Origin of the sequence: Sulfuricella sp. T08 (assembly GCF_000971475.1) — a bacterium.
Classification (GTDB): domain Bacteria; phylum Pseudomonadota; class Gammaproteobacteria; order Burkholderiales; family Sulfuricellaceae; genus Sulfuricella.
The window spans coordinates 157,186-177,203 of sequence record NZ_DF967528.1 but is presented as its reverse complement, the minus strand read 5'-3'; the positions used below and the strand labels follow the sequence as shown (position 1 = coordinate 177,203).

Annotated in this window: 14 protein-coding genes; 13 read left to right on the top strand and 1 reads right to left on the bottom strand. The window is 55.3% G+C overall.

The genetic code is table 11. The annotated features are described in order from the left end of the window. Positions 1-5 precede the first annotated feature (5 nt). Complete coding sequence (locus tag SCT_RS05180; protein ID WP_059419931.1) at positions 6-308, bottom strand: copper-binding protein; 303 nt, start codon at positions 306-308, stop codon at positions 6-8. 233 nt (positions 309-541) lie between these two features. Here SCT_RS05180 and SCT_RS17035 point away from each other — a divergent pair, with 233 nt between their 5' ends. The 13 genes from SCT_RS17035 (at position 542) to selA (ending at position 20,006) form a co-directional block, all read left to right on the top strand. Beyond that, positions 542-745: a hypothetical protein gene (locus SCT_RS17035; protein ID WP_144408227.1), complete on the top strand. Its 204-nt coding sequence runs from the start codon at positions 542-544 to the stop codon at positions 743-745. Positions 746-913: 168 nt separating this feature from the next. Further along, complete coding sequence (locus tag SCT_RS05175; RefSeq protein WP_059419928.1) at positions 914-2,383, top strand: EAL and HDOD domain-containing protein; 1,470 nt, start codon at positions 914-916, stop codon at positions 2,381-2,383. Positions 2,384-2,605: 222 nt separating this feature from the next. Beyond that, positions 2,606-5,677, top strand: a complete 3,072-nt coding sequence (gene fdnG / locus SCT_RS05165) for a formate dehydrogenase-N subunit alpha (RefSeq protein ID WP_144408226.1) — start codon at positions 2,606-2,608, stop codon at positions 5,675-5,677. A gap of 8 nt (positions 5,678-5,685) precedes the next feature. Next, the gene (fdxH, locus tag SCT_RS05160; RefSeq protein ID WP_059419918.1) at positions 5,686-6,564 is read left to right on the top strand and encodes a formate dehydrogenase subunit beta; all 879 of its coding nucleotides are present in this window, start codon (positions 5,686-5,688) and stop codon (positions 6,562-6,564) included. Beyond that, positions 6,561-7,193, top strand: coding sequence for a formate dehydrogenase subunit gamma (locus SCT_RS05155; protein WP_059419915.1), 633 nt, complete (start codon positions 6,561-6,563; stop codon positions 7,191-7,193). The genes fdxH and SCT_RS05155 overlap by 4 nt, the downstream gene beginning before the upstream one ends. Then, entirely contained in the window at positions 7,190-8,113 is a 924-nt protein-coding gene (fdhE, locus tag SCT_RS05150) for a formate dehydrogenase accessory protein FdhE (protein WP_059419913.1), read from the top strand. Before SCT_RS05155 ends, fdhE begins: the two co-directional genes overlap by 4 nt. Positions 8,114-8,504: 391 nt before the next feature. Next, entirely contained in the window at positions 8,505-9,665 is a 1,161-nt protein-coding gene (locus tag SCT_RS05145; protein WP_059419911.1) for an IS30 family transposase, read from the top strand. A 226-nt stretch (positions 9,666-9,891) separates the two neighbouring features. Then, on the top strand, positions 9,892-13,314 hold the full coding sequence (locus tag SCT_RS05140; RefSeq protein ID WP_059419909.1) for a TM0106 family RecB-like putative nuclease: 3,423 nt from the start codon (positions 9,892-9,894) through the stop codon (positions 13,312-13,314). A gap of 115 nt (positions 13,315-13,429) precedes the next feature. After that, positions 13,430-13,714, top strand: coding sequence for a hypothetical protein (locus tag SCT_RS05135; RefSeq protein ID WP_059419907.1), 285 nt, complete (start codon positions 13,430-13,432; stop codon positions 13,712-13,714). 91 nt (positions 13,715-13,805) lie between these two features. After that, positions 13,806-16,280 (top strand): AAA family ATPase, encoded by a 2,475-nt coding sequence (locus SCT_RS05130; protein WP_059419905.1) that lies wholly within the window; start codon positions 13,806-13,808, stop codon positions 16,278-16,280. 5 nt (positions 16,281-16,285) lie between these two features. Beyond that, complete coding sequence (locus SCT_RS05125) at positions 16,286-17,590, top strand: McrC family protein (protein WP_059419902.1); 1,305 nt, start codon at positions 16,286-16,288, stop codon at positions 17,588-17,590. Between the two features lie 92 nt (positions 17,591-17,682). Next, the gene (locus tag SCT_RS05120) at positions 17,683-18,321 is read left to right on the top strand and encodes a hypothetical protein (RefSeq protein WP_059419900.1); all 639 of its coding nucleotides are present in this window, start codon (positions 17,683-17,685) and stop codon (positions 18,319-18,321) included. Between the two features lie 284 nt (positions 18,322-18,605). After that, positions 18,606-20,006: an L-seryl-tRNA(Sec) selenium transferase gene (gene selA / locus SCT_RS05115; RefSeq protein ID WP_082098188.1), complete on the top strand. Its 1,401-nt coding sequence runs from the start codon at positions 18,606-18,608 to the stop codon at positions 20,004-20,006. The last annotated feature ends 12 nt before the right edge of the window (positions 20,007-20,018 follow it).

Below are 20,018 nucleotides of genomic sequence, written 5' to 3'. Positions count from 1 at the left end.
CCAGCTTATTTCGCTGCTTCGATGTGCGAAATCACGTAACCGGTTTTCGCTTCCTTGGTGAGGCCGAATGTCACTGCTTGGCCGGCTTTGATGCCGGACAGAACTTTCTTGTCAGCCACTTTGAAATCCATCGTCATGGCAGGCCATTTGATAGAAGGGATGGCCTCGTGAGAGATGTTCACGGTAGCCGTTGCAGTGTCGATTTTGTTGACAGTGCCTTTGCCGCTAGCCGCATCTGCAGCCTGGGCGGTGGAAACGGCTGTCAGCATTGTGGCGGCAGCGAAGAGGGTGATTAATGCTTTTTTCATGATTTGCTCCTGAAATTAAAGTCGTGCATGCGGCGAGCTATGGGAAAAAAGCCCATAGACCCACATTGCAAGTCAAAATTTGGTAGAACTCAGGAAAAAAGCGCGTGAGGGGGTCGCTGAGGTTGTTCGGGAAAGACTAGCGGGAAGTGTGTGTCAAAAGCAAATTTGAAGGAGAAGCTGGCGTTATCGGGCAAGCCGGTAAGCGTAGGCAGTAGAGCGGGAGCGCCAGCCAGGTGGCAATAGCCGCAATCGTCGCACTGCGTTTGGGGTGTGGCAGGGGCGTCATGGGCGCAATCATGGCCAGCATGATGATCTTGCATCCCGGCCTGCATTGCTGGCGGCGGAGTGTGATCGTGTCGGCAGAACGACATCCCGGCCGCGGCAAACCCCTGCAGTGGGAGCCAAAGCAGCAGAAAACCGAGGATGAAATTTCGTAAGCAGTGCCCCATGATTTTTTGGATATTGATTTTCTTGTGCGTTTATATATGAAGCATAGATCAAAAGACTCACTTTCCGCAATAAAAGTTCCTGAACGCAGCGTTTATGACATTTATATGCGGATGGTTGCGTGCTAGAATCGGCCAAGCTTTCATGGAGTCCGTCAAGTGCTAGGGAAATATCTGAAATTTATCAGGCGCGGCAAATCCGGCGATGACAAACCCAATGTCGTATCCTCTGCTTCCAAGCCTGCTGCTACGTCTTCTTCTTCACTGGGCGGATCTATCCCTTTGCTCGATTCCCTTCCTTCCGTAGCGGATGAAGTATCGATCGATACCGGCCGTATTGCTGCGGATAACGTGGTAGCCAGCATTCCTGAAATCGAAACGAATGGCCAGCGTACCAATGCGGAAAAGCTGCGGCTGAAAATCATCGGCCGCCAGCCGGTTCTGGATCGCTCTCAGCAGATCGTCGGCTACGAGTTACTGCTGCGCAGCAAGGTGCTGCCCACGGTCAAAGAGCCAGACGCAGCTGTGCGGCGGATGCAGGACGAAGCCTTGATCCGCTGCCTGGTTGATCTTGATGTCAACCGTTTGCTCGAAGACAAACTGGCGTTTGTCGGAGTTTCTCCTGTCATGCTGGAAAGTTCTCTGCTGCAGAAATTGCCTAGCAAGGGTGTAGTGCTGCTCGTGTGCCCGGACCAGGACAAGTTGGAGGACAACCTGTTGCGCTGCCGCGAATTAAGGGGCATGGGTTACCAGATTGCGCTGGATGATTTTGAGGCGAAACGGGGTCTGGGGCAGTTTCTCACGCTGGCGAGCTTCGTCAGAGTGGACGTTACACGCTTCAACGCCATTGAGCTCGGCAAGCTGGCTGATCGCTTCCTGGATAAGTCTTCGCCGCAACTGCTTGCAAAAAACGTGGAGACGGATGACGATTTCGAAGCCTGTTACAAGATGCAATTCCATTGCTTTGAGGGTAATTATTTCACCCGTTTGCGCCCCTCCATGCCGCCCCGTGTCGATAGCGACCGCATCAGGGTCCTGGAACTGCTCAACATGGTGAAGAGCCAGGAAGAAATCTCGCAGTTGGAGGAAGGGTTCAAGCACGATGCGATGCTTTCCTACAAACTGCTGCGCTACATCAATGCGCCGATCAATGGCTTTCAGCAGCCAATCCGCTCCATAGCCCATGCGTTGGTGATTCTCGGCTACAAACAACTGTATCGCTGGCTGACGTTGCTGCTGTTTACCAGCGGCAAGGCTGATCCGCGCAGCAAGGCGCTGCTGCAGAATGCGCTGGTGCGTGCGCGCATGACGGAGCTGTTGGGCCAAAGCAAGCTGTTGCCGACCGAGCGCGAAGGCTTGTTTATCGTCGGGATATTTTCCTTGCTGGACGTGTTGCTGAACGTGCCGATGGAGCAGGCGCTGGAGCAGCTGAAACTGCCTGAACCGGTTATGGCGGCGCTGGCCCGTCGCGAAGGCGTCTACGCCCCTTTCCTGGCACTTTCCGTGGCGTGCGAGGAGGCCGATCAGGAGGCGATCATCGAGCATGCCGCCGCTTGCGGGCTGGATGCCAATGAGGTCAATACTGCCCAGGTCAAGGCACTGGTCTGGGCGGAGGAGATTGATTTGTGAGCATCATCGGCTAAATCCCCGTCGTTTTTCCATCCTGGGCGCGTGTTCGCCCAACTTCATAAAGTTCTTCATTTATTATCGAGCATCCCTGTGCGCGTATTGCTATCGAGCAGGCATTCGTGCGCATATCGAGGTTGACAATAGCTGGTTTATCAATTAATTTTATAGGGCCATAAAAAATCAACGACAACTATTCGATCGTATAATAAAGGAGGTGTGGAAATGCAAGTCACACGGAGGCAGTTCTTCAAAGTTTGCGCCGGCGGGTTGGGTAGTTCCAGCCTGGCGATGCTGGGATTCGCGCCCGGCGATGCGCTGGCGGAGGTGCGTAGTTTCAAGCTGGCGCGCACTACCGAAACCCGCAACACCTGCCCGTACTGCTCGGTGGGCTGCGGCATCCTGATCTACAGCCTGGGCGATAAAGCCAAGAACGTCCATGCAAAAGTTGTCCATATCGAAGGTGACCCGGATCACCCGGTAAATCGCGGCACGCTCTGCCCCAAAGGCGCCGGCCTGCTGGATTTCGTGCGCAGCCCTAACCGCCTCAAGTATCCTGAGTACCGTGCCCCTGGCAGCAAGGAATGGACACGCATTTCCTGGGACGAGGCCTACACCCGCATCGGCAAGTTGATGAAGGAAGACCGGGACAAGAATTTCATCGCCAAGAACAAGGACGGCGCCACCGTGAACCGCTGGGTGACCACGGGTTTCCTGGCCGCTTCCGCTTCCAGTAACGAATCAGGCTATCTCACCCACAAAGTGGTGCGCAGTCTGGGGATGCTCGCATTCGATAATCAAGCACGCGTCTGACACGGACCTACGGTGGCAAGTCTTGCCCCTACGTTCGGCCGCGGCGCCATGACCAATCATTGGGTCGACATCAAGAATGCCGATCTTATTCTCATCATGGGCGGCAATGCCGCCGAGGCCCACCCCTGCGGTTTCAAATGGGTGACCGAGGCCAAGGCCAACCGCAAAGCCAGGCTCATTGTAGTGGATCCCCGCTACACGCGCTCCGCCGCGGTATCGGATTTTTACGCACCGATACGTGCCGGATCCGACATCGCCTTTCTGGGTGGTCTGATCAATTACCTGCTCAGCAACGACAAGGTTCACCATGAGTATGTGAAGAATTACACCGACTTCAGTTTCCTGGTGAAGGACGAGTTCAAATTCGAGAACGGCATTTACTCCGGCTATGACCCGGAGAAGCGCAAGTACGACAAATCCACCTGGGGCTACCAGATCGGCAAGGATGGCTTCGTGGTCACCGACCCGACGCTGCAGGATCCGCGCTGCGTGTACCAGTTGATGAAGGCGCACTACTCCCGCTACACGCCGGAAATGGTGTCCAACATCTGCGGCACGCCCAAGGATGCCTTTCTCAAAGTCTGCGAGATGATTGCGGAGACCTCCAAGCCCGACAAAACCATGACCATCATGTACGCCCTGGGCTGGACGCAGCACTCGCAGGGATCACAGATGATCCGCACCGGCGCCATGGTGCAGTTGTTGCTGGGCAACATCGGCGTGGCGGGTGGCGGCATGAATGCCCTCAGAGGCCACTCCAACATCCAGGGGCTGACCGATTTGGGCCTGCTGTCCAATCTGTTGCCGGGTTACATGACGCTGCCCCGCGAGGCCGAGCAGGATTACACGGGCTATATCGAGAAGCGCGCTTTCAAACCGCTGCGGCCAGGCCAGATGAGTTACTGGCAGAACTACAACAAATTCTTCGTCAGCAATATGAAAGCCTGGTTCGGCGACGCCGCGACCAATGACAACAACTGGTGCTACGATTGGCTGCCCAAACTCGACAAGGACTACGACATCCTGCAGGTGTTCGAGAACATGAGCCAGGGCCAGGTCAACGGCTACTTCTGCCAGGGCTTCAACCCGCTCGCTTCGGCGCCGTGCAAGGTGAAGATCTCCGGCTCTCTGGCGAAACTCAAGTACCTCGTCGTGATCGATCCGCTAGCGACCGAAACCTCAGAGTTCTGGCAGAACCACGGCGAGTACAACGACGTGGATCCGACCAAGATTCAAACCGAAGTGTTCCGCCTGCCTTCCACCTGCTTCGCGGAAGAAGACGGCTCTCTGGTCAGTTCCAGCCGCGTGCTGCAATGGCACTGGAAGGCCACCGAAGCGCCGGGCGAGGCGAAAGCCGATCCTGAAATCATGGCGGGCATTTTCCTCAAGCTGAAGGAGATGTACAAAAAAGAAGGCGGGGCTTTCCCCGATCCTATCCTGAACCTGACCTGGAAGCATCGCCAGCCGCATTCTCCTGCCCCTGAGGAACTGGCGAAGGAGTTTTCCGGCAAGGCCTTGAAGGAAGTGACCGACCCCAAGGACCCGACCAAAGTGCTGGTAAAAGCCGGCGAGCAGCTGAACGGTTTCGCGGAATTGCGCGATGACGGTTCCACCTCGTGCGGTTGCTGGATCTTCGCGGGCAGTTGGTCGGAGAAGGGCAACCTGATGGCGCGGCGGGACAACTCCGATCCGTTCGGCATCGGGCAAACGCTCAACTGGGCATTTGCCTGGCCGGCGAACCGGCGCATTCTGTATAACCGTGCATCCTGCGATCTCACCGGCAAACCCTACGATGCGAAACGCAAACTGATCGGTTGGGACGCTGTAGCAGGCAAGTGGACCGGCTCGGACATTCCGGATATCAAGGCCGATTCCGCACCTGAAGAAGGCATCAATCCGTTCATCATGAACCCGGAAGGCGTGGCGCGCTTCTTCGCCATCGACAAGATGGCGGAAGGCCCTTTCCCGGAACACTATGAACCGATGGAATCGCCGCTGGCCAGCAATCCGCTGCATCCGGACAATCCCAAGGCGCGGGCCAATCCGGCGGCGCGGGTGTTCAAAGGCGATTGGGATACGTTCGGCAAGCCGGACAAGTTCCCGTATGTGGCGACCACCTATCGGCTCACCGAGCACTTCCACTTCTGGACCAAGCATGTGAAGCTGAATGCCATCATGCAGCCGGAACAGTTCGTGGAAATCGGCGAAGATCTGGCCAAGGAGAAAGGCATCAAGGCCGGTAACCACGTACGGGTGAAATCCAAGCGCGGATTCATCATTGCCGTGGCCGTCGTCACCAAGCGCCTGAAGACGCTCACCGTGTCAGGCAAGAAGGTGCATACCGTGGGTATTCCGATCCATTGGGGCTTTATGGGGTTGGCCAAGAACGGGTACATCACCAACACCTTGACCCCTTTCGTGGGCGACGCTAACACTCAGACGCCTGAATTCAAATCGTTCCTCGTGGACGTTGAGAAGGTATAGGGGGCGATATGGCACTGCAATCATTAGACATCAAAGCCCGTTCCGCCACTACGACACCTTCTCCCTCCGTGCGGGAAACGATGCAGGTGGCGAAACTCATCGACATCTCCAAATGCATCGGCTGCAAGGCATGCCAGGTAGCCTGCATGGAGTGGAACGATTTGCGCGACGAGGTCGGCACCAATGTCGGCGTGTACGACAACCCAGCCGATCTTTCCGCCAAGTCCTGGACGCTGATGCGCTTTTCGGAAGTGGAAGTGGAAGCCGGTAAGCTGGAATGGCTGATTCGCAAGGACGGCTGCATGCACTGTGCCGACCCGGGTTGCCTCAAGGCTTGTCCGGCGCCCGGCGCGATCATCCAGTACAGCAACGGCATCGTTGATTTCCACGAGGAGAATTGCATCGGCTGCGGCTATTGCATCACCGGCTGCCCGTTCAACGTGCCGCGCATCTCGGCGCACGACAGCAAGGCGTACAAGTGCACCCTGTGTTCAGACCGTGTAGGAGTGGGGCTGGAACCGGCCTGCGTCAAGACCTGCCCCACCGGTGCCATCGTGTTCGGTGCCAAGGAGGACATGATCCAGCATGCCGAGGGTCGCGTCACCGACCTCAAGAGCCGCGGCTACGCGAATGCCGGGCTGTACGACCCGCAGGGTGTGGGTGGCACGCACGTGATGTACGTGCTGCAGCATGCCGACAAGCCGGAGCTGTACAGTGGCCTGCCCAGGGATCCCTCTATCAGTCCGATGGTCGGCCTGTGGAAGGGCGTCACCAAGCCGCTGGCCTCCTTCGCCATCGGCCTGGTCGCCCTCGGTAGCCTGTTCCACTACGTCATGAAGGGCCCCAATGAGGTCTCGAAAGACATCGAGAAGGAGTTCGAAGAATGAAACGCGATCCCAAGGACCTAGCCCGTTATACGGCTCCTGAGCGCGCCAATCACTGGGCGGTCGGGATGAGCTTCATCCTTCTGGCGCTGTCCGGTCTGGCTTTCTTCCATCCGGCGTTCTACCCCCTGAATCAGCTGTTCGGCGGCGGCGTCTGGGCGCGCATTCTCCATCCTTTCATCGGGGTGGTGATGGCGCTGTCTTTTGTTGCCATGTTCTTCCGCTTCTGGAAGCTGAACATCATGACGCCGACCGACAAGGAATGGCTGAGCCGTATCCGCGAAATGGTGGATGGCGATGACCACAACATGCCGGAAGCGGGTAAGTACAACGGTGGCCAAAAACTGCTGTTCTGGCTGCTGGCGGGCTGCATGGCGCTGCTTACTGTGTCCGGTATCGTCATCTGGCGCGCCTATTTCTCGGCCCTGTTCCCGATCGGCCTGATCCGCCTTTCCTCGGTCGTGCATGCGACAGCGGCGGCGGGCATGATCGCCCTGATCATCGTCCACGTTTACGCCGCGATCTGGACCAAGGGTACCATCCGCGCCATGTGGTATGGCACGGTCAGCCGCGCCTGGGCGAAGCAGCACCATCCGGCGTGGTTCCGGCAGATTACCGGTGGAGGAAAATGAATACCGAAGCACGCATTATCGAACCAGGTCAGATCGAAGCCCCGGCCGGGCAGATTCCCTTTCTCCGCCTGGCCGGGCCGGATGTTTTCAAGCAACGGGCGGAGCGGTTCCGGCAGCTTTCCCAGGGGCATCCCTTTGGCGGCTACCTGGCTTTTTTAGCGACCCTGGCGCAGGCGCAGCAGGAGGCGCTGGCCCATTTTCCAACGGTGCCGCTGCCCGGTGCTGAACAGCAGGCGCTATGTCGCGAACACGGTATGCCGGTGCTCGGTGCCCAGGCCTGGCCCAGGGATGCAGCCTGGCGGGCAGGATTGAAAGAGATGCTGCGGCACATGGCCACGGCATCCCTTCCAGGCCCCGCAAGCGAGGCCGTCTCCCGCCTGATGCAGGCGGGAGATGCCGAACTGGAGGAGATCGCGAGCAAGCTTCTGGCGGGCGATCTGGCCGGGGTCGGGGCGCAGGACATGCCGTTCGTCGCTGCCGCCTTGCAGGTTTATTGGATCCACATGGCGGCAGCCTTGGGGGAGCATGCCTTCGGCCGTCTGGAGCAGGGCGGGCTGTGCCCGGTATGCGGTTCGCACCCGGTCGCCGGCATCGTGCGCGTAGGCGGGACGGAGCAGGGGTTGCGCTATCTTTCCTGCTCCCTGTGCGCCACGGAGTGGCACATGGTGCGCATCAAGTGCAGCAGTTGCGAGTCCACCCACGGCATCAACTACTACCAGCTAGAGGGCTCGAACGGCGCAGTCAAGGCGGAAAGCTGCGATGACTGCAACTCGTACCTGAAGTTGATGTACATGGAAAAGGACAGCCAGGTGGAAGCAGTGGCTGACGACTTGGCCACCCTTGCCCTGGATGTGCTGATGGACGAGGCGGGCAAGGCGCGCGGCGGTCCCAACCTGTTTTTTCACCCTGGCAGCGTCTGAATCTAAGGGAACACTGAATAAGTCGTCGTTCCCGCGAAAGCGGGAATCCAGTTTATTGAATTGAGTGGGTTCCCGCTTTCGCGGGAACGACAAAACCATACTTGTTCAGTGCCGCCCTGATATTCAGGTTCTGTTGCGAAATATCGTGACCTTTGCCCGCTGTTCTCATCAGGACTGACCAGCAATTCTCAAGGTCAGTTACCATTCAAACCTCAAGTCGCGAGCGACCGCTTTTCGGCAAGCAGTTAGAATATGCGTATAGCCGCTGTGTGCCATCAGCCGACAGTCGAGGCGCCACGAAATCAGGCTGCCGACTGGCCGGTTGTCAGCCTTGGATTCAACCGGTCGATGCAACACACTAGAAACTGCGTAAGCAGAAGGAGTGTTGCAGATGAAGCAAAGACCTCGGATTTATTACACGGAAAGTCAGAAAGCGATCATGTGGGAGCAGTGGCGGAAAGGTGAGTCCCTCCAGCGCATTGCCGAACTATTTGATCGCAACCACTCATCGATACAACGGATACTGGCAGAGACAGGTGGTATAGAGCCGGCGCAACGCCACCGTTCTAGATTGGCGCTGACGTTAGCTGAGCGAGAGGAAATATCGCGTTCTATGGCTACGGGTCTGTCGGTACGATCAGTAGCGACGCGACTTGGGCGCGCACCATCTACGATTAGCCGTGAGATAATGCGCAATGGCGGCCGAGAATGCTACCGGGCGAGTCAGGCCGACCAGACTGCTTGGGATCGAGGACATCGTCCCAAGACCTGTAGGTTGGCCGAGAACCGTACGTTGGCGCACATCGTGGCCGATAAGCTCCAACTGCTGTGGTCGCCAGAACAGATTGCTGGGTGGCTGAAGCGTGCTTACCCATACGACGAGGCTTTTCAAGTGTCACACGAGACTATCTATCGCAGCCTGTTCATTCAAGCCCGTGGCGCCTTGAAGAAAGAGTTGTTGCAGCATTTACGGCGAACACGAGTTATGCGCCGTTCGCGCCATCACACCCAGAAAACAGGTACTCATGGCAGGATAAAGGACACGGTCTCGATCAGCGAACGCCCAGCCATGGCGGAAGATCGGGCCGTACCGGGCCACTGGGAAGGTGACCTGCTGTGTGGAACTCCCGGCAGCCAGATTGCGACTCTCGTCGAACGTCAAATACGCTACGTAATGTTGGTGAAGATTCCCAGCAAAGAAACCGAGACGGTTATCAAAGCGCTGATCAAGAACGCCCACACGTTGCCGCAAGAGCTCTACAAGTCGCTGACATGGGATCGAGGTACAGAGATGGCTGGCCACAAGAGTTTCACGTTGGCGACTGACATCCGGGTCTACTTCTGCGATCCTCATAGTCCTTGGCAGCGTGGGTCTAATGAAAATACGAATGGGCTGTTGAGGCAGTATTTCCCCAAGGGAACCGACATCTCGAACTACTCACAAGCACAACTAAATGCCGTGGCTAGGAAATTGAATGAGCGGCCAAGGAAAACACTAAACTACGAAACGCCTGCTGAACGATTCAGCCAATCTGTTGCATCGACCGGTTGAATCCAAGAGCCAAAAGCAGCCACATGACTTTCATGTATTTCAGTGGGCCAACCCTCGGAAAGTGATAGAGTCTGCTTTAGACATGTCGTTTGTTTAAACGCACCCCGCTCTGAAAAAAATCCAAGTAGCTCATCTGGTGAGCCATTAGGTCAGGATAATGGCAGATGCTCAGTTGCTGAGCGATCCGTTCGATGCAGCATGACAAAAACAACATCAGGGAGCGACCATGCAAAAACGTGGCAAGGAAGTTCTTTATTCGGCGTCAGATCTTGTCAATTACCTGGAGTGTGAGCACCTCACCACACTCGACCTGATTGACCTCGAAACACCGCTCCCGAAAACCGAGAATAGTGATCAAGCCAAGCTGATTCAGGCCAAGGGATATGCCCATGAGGCGGACTTCCTTGAGCTGCTCAAGGCTCGGCATCCATCGCTCATCGATATTTCCGCGACGGGTGGCACCTTGGAGCAGAAGGTCGCCGCCACCCTGCAAGCCATGCACGATGGTTATGAAATAATTTTTCAGGCGACCTTGCGGGATGGCTGCCTGATTGGTCACGCCGATTTCCTGCGCAAAGTGCCCCGACCATCGGAACTTGGCAACTGGAGCTACGAGGTTCTGGATACCAAGCTGGCACGAAGCACGATAGCCAAGTTCATTATCCAGCTGGGGTTTTATTCGGCGCTGGTGGGAAAAGCTCAGGGCCTGCCGCCGATTCAGATGCATGTCGTCCTCGGCGACCGGACTGAAGTTGCTTACCGCTATGCTGATTATGCCCGCTATCTGAATCTCGTGACCCAGCGCTTTCTCGACCGGGTTACGGGCAAAGCTCTGGAAACCTATCCCGTCCCCTGCGAAAAATGCGACCTGTGCAAATGGAGCGGCCTGTGCGAGGACAAGCGGCTCAAGGACGACCACCTTTGCCAGGTGGCGAATATCAGCCGACTGCAGATCAAGAAGCTGCAAGTGGCCGGTGTGATGACTCTGGAGGCCTTGGGCACCCTGCCGGTCGAGACCCGGATTCCGAAAGTGACTGCGGAGACGCTCGAGAAACTGCATCGGCAAGCCCGATTGCAGCTACTGGCACGTCAAAGCGGGGAGAACCAATTGGAATTGCTGCCTCAGGAAATCGAGGCGGTTCGGGGATTTGCGCGCCTGCCCAGGCCGAACGCGGGTGACCTGTTTTTTGACATGGAAGGCAATCCACTGGAGGAAGGTGGGCTCGAGTACCTTTTCGGCCTCTACTTTTTCAAGGACGGAAAGCCCGAGTTCAAGGCATTCTGGGGCCATAACCGTGCCGAGGAAAAGCGCGCCTTCGAAGCCTTCATGGATTTTGTGACGGCTTGGCTGCGGCTCCATCCTGCTGCCCATATCTATCATTACGCCCATTACGAGCAGACGGCCCTCAAGAAACTTATGTCCTTGCATGGCACCCGAGAGGCCGAGGTGGACAACCTGTTGCGGGTACAGAAGCTCGTGGACCTCTACAAGGTCGTCCGTGAGGGGATTCGTGTCTCCGAACCCCGCTACTCGATCAAGAACCTCGAGCATTTTTATCTTGAGCGCCGTACAGGTGACGTCACGAATGCCGGCGCCAGCATCGTCTATTACGAACGATGGAAGGAGACCGGCGACCCCCAACTGCTAAAGGACATTGAGGACTACAACTTTGATGATGTTCGCTCGACCTACGAATTGCAGCAGTGGCTTCTATCCATACGCCCTGCAGGTCTGCCGTGGTTGAAGGACGCCGTTGAAGGGCTGGAAGCTGTTAACCCGGAGGTGGGCGAGCTCACCGAAGAAGAAAAACGGCTGATTCCCTATCGAGAGCGATTGATTGATATGTTGCCAGAGGATCGCAAGGTATGGGGGTCGCACGAGCATTTGCAGGAACTGGCCTACCAGTTGCTCGATTTCCATCGGCGGTCCGCGAAACCAGAGTGGTGGGCCATGTTCTCGCGCATGGAAATGGCTGAAGATGAACTCATGGAGGATGGAGAATGCCTGGCAGGCCTGACGCCAGACCCGGCCAATCCGCCTCGGCAGGAGAAGCGCTCCATCGTTTATACCTATCTTTTCCCCGAGCAGGCATCGAAACTCAAGACAGGGGATAGTGCCGCCATTACGCAGACTGGCGATCCCGTACGCGAACTCAAGGTCGATGAAGATAATCGCCGCGTCAGCTTCAAACGGACAGCTAACAAGGAACCGTTGCCGGAATCCGTTTGCCTAGGGCCAGGAATGCCCGTTTCCACCAAGGCTCTGACCGAGGCGGTCTTCCGTTTCGGAAACAGCATCATTGAAGGAAATAGGAGATATCCAGCGATTGAAGCCGTGCTGTCTCAGTCCTTGCCGAAAATCCGTGGCACGGAGGCCGGAAGTCCGATAGTGCCTGAAGATAAGGAGGGACTACCGCAAATTATCGAGGCGATCTCCAATCTTGATAACAGTTATCTGTTCGTTCAGGGCCCGCCGGGGGCTGGCAAGACCTATACTGGCTCCCACGTCATTGTCGCATTGTTAAAGAAAGGTCGCCGGGTTGGGGTGTCGTCCAACAGCCATAAAGCCATCAACAACTTGCTCCAAGGCATCGTGAAGGTGGCTAAAGAGCAGGACTACGTTTTCCGTGGCGCAAAGAAATCGACCAAGGGCAAAAGTGACTCTTTCTTTGATGGTGACTACATTGACGACGTTTTCGACAATGAGTCGATTTGGGGAGTCTTTGGCAGCGATGATGAATATCGCCTGGTCGCAGGCACTGCCTGGCTGTTTGCCGACGAGGAAATGGACCAGCAGCTGGATTACATTTTTGTGGATGAAGCCGGGCAGGTGGCATTGGCTAACCTCGCCGCCATGGGGACCAGCGCCAAAAACATCGTGCTGCTGGGAGACCAGATGCAGTTGGGACAACCCATTCAAGGTGTTCATCCTGGGCGCTCAGGGAAATCGTCGCTGGAATACCTGCTCAACGGCATGGCAACCATTCCGTCCGAGCGCGGCATCTTCCTCGGCACGACATGGAGAATGCACCCCGATGTCTGCAAATTTATCTCCGATGCTGTCTACGATGGCCGCCTGGAGGCGGATCCCAACAATGTGAGGCAAAGTTTGCTCCTCGGTGGTGACGCCCATCCGGCCCTGATGCCTACAGGCATCCGGTATATCCCGATTGAGCATGATGCCTGCTCGCAGCGCAGCCAGGAGGAGGCCGATCTAGTCTTGGAACTGGTAAATAGCCTGTTGCAGCAGCGCTATCGGGACAAAAAAGGTCAGGAGCACCCGTTAACCCTGAACGACATCCTTGTCGTGGCGCCGTACAACATGCAGGTCAATTTGTTGAAGAAGGCCTTGCCGGAAGGCACACGGGTTGGAACGGTCGACAAGTTTCAGGGACAGGAGGCAGAAGTAGTCATCATGTCGATGACCACCTCCAGTGGGGAATATCTGCCGCGATTCATTGAGTTCCTGTACAGCAAGAACCGGCTGAACGTGGCGATTTCCCGAGCCAAGTGTCTGGCGCTATTTATTGCCAACCCGGCGCTGATGGCTATCCGATGTTCAACACCAGAGGAAATGGCGTTGGTGAATACCTTGTGCTGGGTGCAGGAGGTGGGACAGGCCGAGGCTGTAAGCGATTTGGCTCCTTGATAGGAAATATTTACTTAGGGGTTTTGCTTCCCACGTTCGCCTTGTAGGCTTGGAGTTCCTTTCGTGGTGTGTGGATTACCCTGGCTTTGGTCGGGGAGTTATTGGGGAAATATTAATGAATGACGAATTTATCAAAGTGCCTTATTACATCGAGCCAGATGGGAGCAAGACCCTATTTTTGCCAAGCGTTAGACTGACAAAAGGTTATCGGATCGGGGAGAAAGGAAGTGAACGCTATATCAGTGACTACTGGGAAGCACTGACAGAGCTAAGAAAGTTGTCGGCCCCTCGATTCCGCCGCCGGAATAAGAATAACATTCCGGGAATCGTAACCTGCAAGTTCGGGGATATTGATGAAGTAAAGCGAAGCTGCATCGAAGATGAATTGACTAATACCTAGATGGTTGAAGAGTTAGTTAACGTTCCGCTTTATGCAGAGTCAGAACAATATGGCGTAATCTCGAACTACCTTAGATTAAGGAATTGACCTAATGAATGAACCGATCGCCGATAGAGAAATGTTGTGGGATAAATTCTTGGAGATTTGGCCGTTAGAGAATCTGCCAAATATGTTCTTGAAACAATATACTCAGGCGGATAGCAAAGAGACACTTACTTATTGGATGGAGTTTGGTACTCAGATGCTTGGTTCAATGCGCGGAGGGGGTTCCTTTAAGTTCGGTATTTATTGTCGCAAAGGTCCGATCAAGGAACAGCGTGAGCACTTTAAGCATGATGATATTTATTCGTGGTATGCGAAATACGGATCTAACCATGAAGAAGCTTTCGAAAAGGTTCGAGCGCTCATTGTCGAATGTGCCAACGCTGCACGCCAGGGAAACATAGAAGCAATTGATTCAATAGATCTGGGTGATGTTTACAAGTGGAAGTTGGCGTTCTTGTACCAAAATCGCCAGACACCTTGCCTACTACCCATCTATAAATTCGAGCATCTACAGGCTGCTATTGGAACAGCAGCAAAGGGGTTGAAATATCCTGGCCTTTACAGGCACGTTATGAAAGGGAGAGGTGATGGATCGGTGTTCGGATATGCCGATGCATTGTGGAATAAAGTATCTTCCATTTTGGCGGAAAAATTGACACCGGAAGATGCGCTGACCTACTTTAATAGCCAGCCTGACCGTTTTGCCGCCATTAAGCCTCCCTCGCAGTATATTGCGGGTTTCAACATGCCTACTGGACGACAAATTGCCTTGGCGCGTGAAAACAAAGAAACCACTTTGTTTCTCTCTCCGGGCGCATGGCTTGATACGGTTCGCGATCAATTGGGGAAAATCCAGGAATATGAACCTAATAAGTCACGCAACAGCAATTTAACTTCTAATGCCCCCGATTTGGCAGAAGGTAAGCCAGCCGTCATGGTTCGCGTACCCACAAAGGCGGCGTTGATTGCGTTGTGTGATGCCTATGACGATACTGATTTTTCTGAGAGCGAACCGATGAACACAAATAATCCAGAAACCCATCTGCCTAATGTGTCACTAAACCAGATTATTTATGGGCCGCCAGGTACTGGTAAGACCTATTCGACGGCTCTCCGTGCAGTTCAAATCTGCGCCCCTGATTGGCCGTCGGATGCAAGCGACCCTGAGGTCAGGGCAAAATATGAAGAGTTCCGTAAGGCAGGACGTATCTCATTCGTTACCTTTCATCAGTCCTACGGATATGAAGACTTTGTGGAAGGACTTCGGCCTGTGCTCCAAACTTCAGGTCAGGTTTCATACAGTGTGGTGCCGGGCGCGTTTCGTCGGGCGTGTGATTCCGCTAGGCTTCCAAACTTGGTGGATCCTGGGCTATCTGGCAAGCCACTTCAGGAACGGAAAATCTTCAAGATGTCCCTCGGGGCTAGTTGGAACGACGAGGGTGTGAAGGTTTTCAAGTACTGCCTAGAGAACCGATGTGTGCTAATGGGATGGGGCGCGGATGTCGATTTTAGCGACTGTGGTAATGCTGAATCTATTGGCGAAAAGCTGAAGCAAGAAGCACCCGATATCGATAAGTTTAAATCTCAAGTGGCTTTTGTCGACCGCTTCAAAAATGAGCTTGCGGTGGGTGACATCCTAGTTGTATCGCATGGCAATAAAGCCTTCCGTGGCATCGCGGAGGTGACCGGTGAGTATGAGTTCGACGAGGATGGGCCGTTCCATCAAGCGCGTCCTGTCAAATGGCTTGCCGTCTTCGAGTCGGGGCGACCAGCATCCGAGGTGAATGCGAAGGATTTCACCATGCGGTCGTTGCATCAGCTACACGACGTTAACTACGAAGGGTTGCAAGCACTTTTGGTTCCCGCCAGCGAATTTGAAGAGGCACAGCCACACGTACTCATTATCGACGAAATCAATCGCGCTAATATTTCAAAGGTATTCGGTGAACTCATCACGCTTTTGGAACCCGACAAGCGTGAAGGGATGCCAAACGCTATAACACTGAAGTTGGCCTATTCGGGTGATGACTTTACTGTGCCATCGAATCTTTACGTACTAGGCACCATGAATACTGCTGACCGTTCAATTGCCTTGTTGGACACCGCACTGAGAAGACGCTTTGAGTTTGAGGAATTGCAGCCAGACTACGAGACCCTGCCAGGGGGACTGGTCGAAGGTGTGGATCTCCGCGCTATGTTGAAGGCCATGAATGACCGAATCGAGTATTTGTATGACCGCGACCACACTATCGGTCATGCCTATTTTATGGGCGTTGATTCACTGGAAAAACTGCAACGGGTTTTTCGGCACAAGATCATTCCACTTTTGCAGGAATACTTCTATGAGGATTGGGCCAAAGTGCGCTTGGCTCTGAACGACAAGGATGGAGCCTTCATCAAGGAAGACAATATTGTTCCCAAAGGGCTAGAGTCGACCGCAGATGGATACGACCCCAAGCCCCGATACAAAGTGAGGGATAGGGAATTCCCGCTGGAAGCCTACCTCAAAATATACCAGTAACTATCATGTCTCTGATTTCCGTTCGGGAGTATGGGAAGCTCCATATTGGAGAGTTTGACGCCGCACGTCCGGCGGTTACCTGTGGTCAGGCTGCGCTCCTAACTGACCTCAAAGCAACATATGGATTTGAGGTCTTCAAGTACATCAATGGAACCACGCTTGCTGCACAACAGTACGTAGGTGTATTCCAGCTCGGACCTCATACCGTAGAGGTGCTACCGAAGGTTGACGGAAATGCTCCGAATGTTAGGCGAAATCTTGTCGCCATGCTGGCTATCGCGCTTGATCTCGATATCAGCGAAGGCGATGTCGCCAGAGTGGCTACCCAGAACCACGGCGTCCTCGAGATTCTTATCAGGCTGTTCTGTGACAAACTTTTTGCTCAGGTGCATCGAGGTCTGGTTCGGCGTTATGAAGGCCGCGAAGAGAACCTCTCGGTACTCCGTGGAAAATTGGGTGTGGTAGAGCAGGTGCGACTCAACGCGGCCAATCCCGAGCGCCTATTCTGTCGCTTCGACGAGTTTCAGGAGGACAACCCGCTTAACCAGGTGCTGAAGGCGGCGATTCGCCTTCTACTGAAGGTATCTAGGGAATTGAAGAATCAGCGGCAGTTGGCTGAGCTGCTGCTGGTGTTTGAGGGCGCATCTGAATGTCCAAGGACATCGCTTCCATGGAATCGCGTGGTATTCGACCGCATGAGCGACCGCTATAAGCCCTGTTATAAACTGGCAGAGCTTTTCCTTAAGATGACACCTCCTGATGTAAGTGGGGGCGGGATGCAAGGGTTTTCGCTGTTCTTTGATATGAACGTTCTGTTTGAGGAATATATCGGTCGGATGGCTGTCCGTGTTTTTGGACCATTGGGCTACCGAGTAACTCTGCAAGGCCCGCAGCAATATCTTGCTTTTGACGAAAACTTGAAGCGACCGGCTTTTGCGATGAAGCCTGATGTCGTTGGCAGCCTGAATTCGAAGACTGCCTGGATTCTGGATACCAAGTGGAAACGGCTTTCCATGGAAGAAGCGAAGGATGGTGTGGCCCAGTCAGACCTTTACCAAATGTATGCGTATGCCAACTGTTACTGCTGCCCCGATGTTGTCTTGCTATATCCCCACCATAAAGAGCTGGGACCGGTTGCCGGGATCCGTGGAAACTACTCGCTGAACCCTTGGTTACTCGAAGTGAGTAATCGGGAAAGCAGGCGGGTTCGAGTTGCGACCATCAATTTGGAAAACCTGAAGACAGTTCCTGCGCAGTTGAGGCAACTATTCCTGCCCGAAAACTCGGCGACTGAGGCTGTTTCTCCTTGACCAATGGGATGGACGCACCTCTCGGTTTTCGCGACTGCATGAGATTTTTTCTTTGGCACAACGATGCCACTACCCGCTACTGACGCCTGACCATGGGGGTTCTCTTTTGGGGTAATCGAAAGCTGTTTTCAAGGAACGATGGTGGTGTCAGGCTGGCACTGAAACATCCTCTGCTCAAACATCAGCCCGTTATAGGTCGTGGTGTCTACTCGGTCATTCTTGGCGATGAGTCATCGGTATTTAAGCTCACCATTGATCGTGCGGCCTACGCATTGGCCGAACATCAGTCTGAATGGCGATGTTCGGCCTTGCCTGTCATTCGAGGACTCCACGGAATAGTTGGCGCGCTCGACTATGGTGTTCCACTGTTCCTTGTCGAAATGGAATCACTGATTAGGCTCGAGGCCGGCACCACGGCGCGCAAACGTTGCCTGTCCATCGGGCGGCAGCTACGGCAATCCTTGGAGCATAAGAACATTCCATCCGGAAGGCTCCGGCACGTAAGCACACGTCATCCTGATGACGAAATTAGTCGGGCACTTTTATTGCTTGCCGATTTTCTGGAATCACGATGGCCTGCAGCGGATCTGGATCTACATGGCGCCAACTTCATGCGGCGTCCCAATACAGGCGAAGCGGTCATCACCGATCCAATCATGGATGTGGAAACTCGTAACATCGTGCTGCAGAACTATAAGCTGGGCTTGCCAGCGGGAACCGTTATTCTGTAGAAGGCTAATATAACAACGCTGTCTGAAATGAAACGACCGCTTTGGCGTGTGAACCGGACGGTTGATAAGCGGCGGACGGTATGACCGCAACGGGTCGTTAGCGCCAATTGTCGAAGTGCCGCTTTCCGGCAGTGCCAATTGTTGATGTGCGGTCAATTGCGTGAGAACACTTGGTCAGTTTGAATAAGAAATGGTGGTCACGCAGAAGTGAATACGCATCTGTTGCCGGGATTCTTCCCAGCATTCATAATTAAGCCCGACTCCGTTTCTAACCGTGCCCCTTCTTGAGCAATCAATCACCTTTTCCTTCAGTGGACCGCGTTCTCAACCTGCCCGCCATGCAGGTGGTGATAGCCCGTTTCGGCCGTGCGCGCTCGGTCGAAACCGTGCGCGCCGTGCTGGATGAGGCGCGGGCGGCTTGGCGAGTCGGCTCGGCAGGGGGCTCGTTGTGCGAGGAGGAAGCGGTAGTGCGCTGCGCCGAGCTTCTGGAAGCCAGCGAGCAGCCATCCTTGCGCCCGGTGTTCAATCTCACCGGAACGGTGCTGCACACCAACCTGGGGCGTGCCTTGTTTCCGGCCGAGGCAGTGCAGGCAGTGATGGACGTGCTGACCAAGCCCTCCAACCTTGAATTTGACCTGGACAGCGGCCGGCGCGGCGACCGCGATGTGCACGTGGAAGAGCTGCTGCGCCAGCTGACCGGAGCTGAAGCCGCAACCGTGGTCAACAACAATGCGGCGGCAGTATTCCTGGCGCTCAACGCACTTGCCGGGCGCAAGGAGGTCATCGTTTCCCGCGGTGAACTGATCGAAATCGGCGGCTCCTTCCGCATCCCCGACATCATGGCCCGTGCCGGCTGTCGCCTGATAGAGGTGGGTACCACCAACCGCACCCACCTGCGGGACTTCGCGGCGGCCATTTCCACGAAAACCGGCTTGCTGCTCAAGGTGCATACCAGCAACTACGCCATCGTCGGCTTCACTGCCGCCGTGCCGGAGCAGGAACTGGCGCGGCTGGCCCATGAGCACGGCCTGCCGTTCGTGATCGACTTGGGCAGCGGCACCCTGGTCGACCTTTCCCGCTGGGGCTTGCCTGCCGAACCTACTCCCCAACAGGCTTTGGCGGCCGGCGCCGATCTCGTTTCCTTCAGCGGCGACAAGCTGCTGGGCGGCCCCCAGGCGGGTATCCTGGTCGGTCGGCGCGACCTGATCGACAGGATCAAGAAAAATCCGCTGAAGCGTGCCCTGCGTCTGGACAAGATGACGCTCGCGGCGCTCGAAGCCATCCTGCGGCTTTATCGCGACCCCGATCGCCTGGCCCAGCGCCTGCCCACTCTCCGGCTGCTGACACGGACGGCGGAAGACATCGGCTTAGCCGTCGGACGGGTACTGCCACCTCTGCAGGAGAAACTTGCGGGAAGCTACAGCGTGTCGCTTTGCGCCTGCTCCAGCCAGATTGGCAGCGGCTCGTTGCCAGTGGAACGTCTGGCTAGCCGCGGCATCGCCATTCGTCCCGCCAGAAAGGGGCGTGGCGAGGGGACTGCCCTGGAAAAACTTGCCGTGGCCTTCCGCGCCTTACCGATTCCGGTCATCGGTCGCATCGAGGAAGGCGCTCTGGTGCTCGACTTGCGTTGCCTGGAGGATGAGGCGGGGTTTGTGGCCCAAGTAACCCACTTGGCTGTTTCATGAGCTTTTTGTTTT

Coding starts and splice junctions, on each gene's coding strand:
- SCT_RS05180 (WP_059419931.1), bottom strand. CDS start 308: ATGAAAAAAGCATTAATCACCCTCTTCGCTGCCGCCACAATGCTGACA.
- fdxH (WP_059419918.1), top strand. CDS start 5,686: ATGGCACTGCAATCATTAGACATCAAAGCCCGTTCCGCCACTACGACA.
- SCT_RS05155 (WP_059419915.1), top strand. CDS start 6,561: ATGAAACGCGATCCCAAGGACCTAGCCCGTTATACGGCTCCTGAGCGC.
- fdhE (WP_059419913.1), top strand. CDS start 7,190: ATGAATACCGAAGCACGCATTATCGAACCAGGTCAGATCGAAGCCCCG.
- SCT_RS05145 (WP_059419911.1), top strand. CDS start 8,505: ATGAAGCAAAGACCTCGGATTTATTACACGGAAAGTCAGAAAGCGATC.
- SCT_RS05140 (WP_059419909.1), top strand. CDS start 9,892: ATGCAAAAACGTGGCAAGGAAGTTCTTTATTCGGCGTCAGATCTTGTC.
- SCT_RS05135 (WP_059419907.1), top strand. CDS start 13,430: ATGAATGACGAATTTATCAAAGTGCCTTATTACATCGAGCCAGATGGG.
- SCT_RS05130 (WP_059419905.1), top strand. CDS start 13,806: ATGAATGAACCGATCGCCGATAGAGAAATGTTGTGGGATAAATTCTTG.
- SCT_RS05125 (WP_059419902.1), top strand. CDS start 16,286: ATGTCTCTGATTTCCGTTCGGGAGTATGGGAAGCTCCATATTGGAGAG.
- SCT_RS05120 (WP_059419900.1), top strand. CDS start 17,683: ATGGGGGTTCTCTTTTGGGGTAATCGAAAGCTGTTTTCAAGGAACGAT.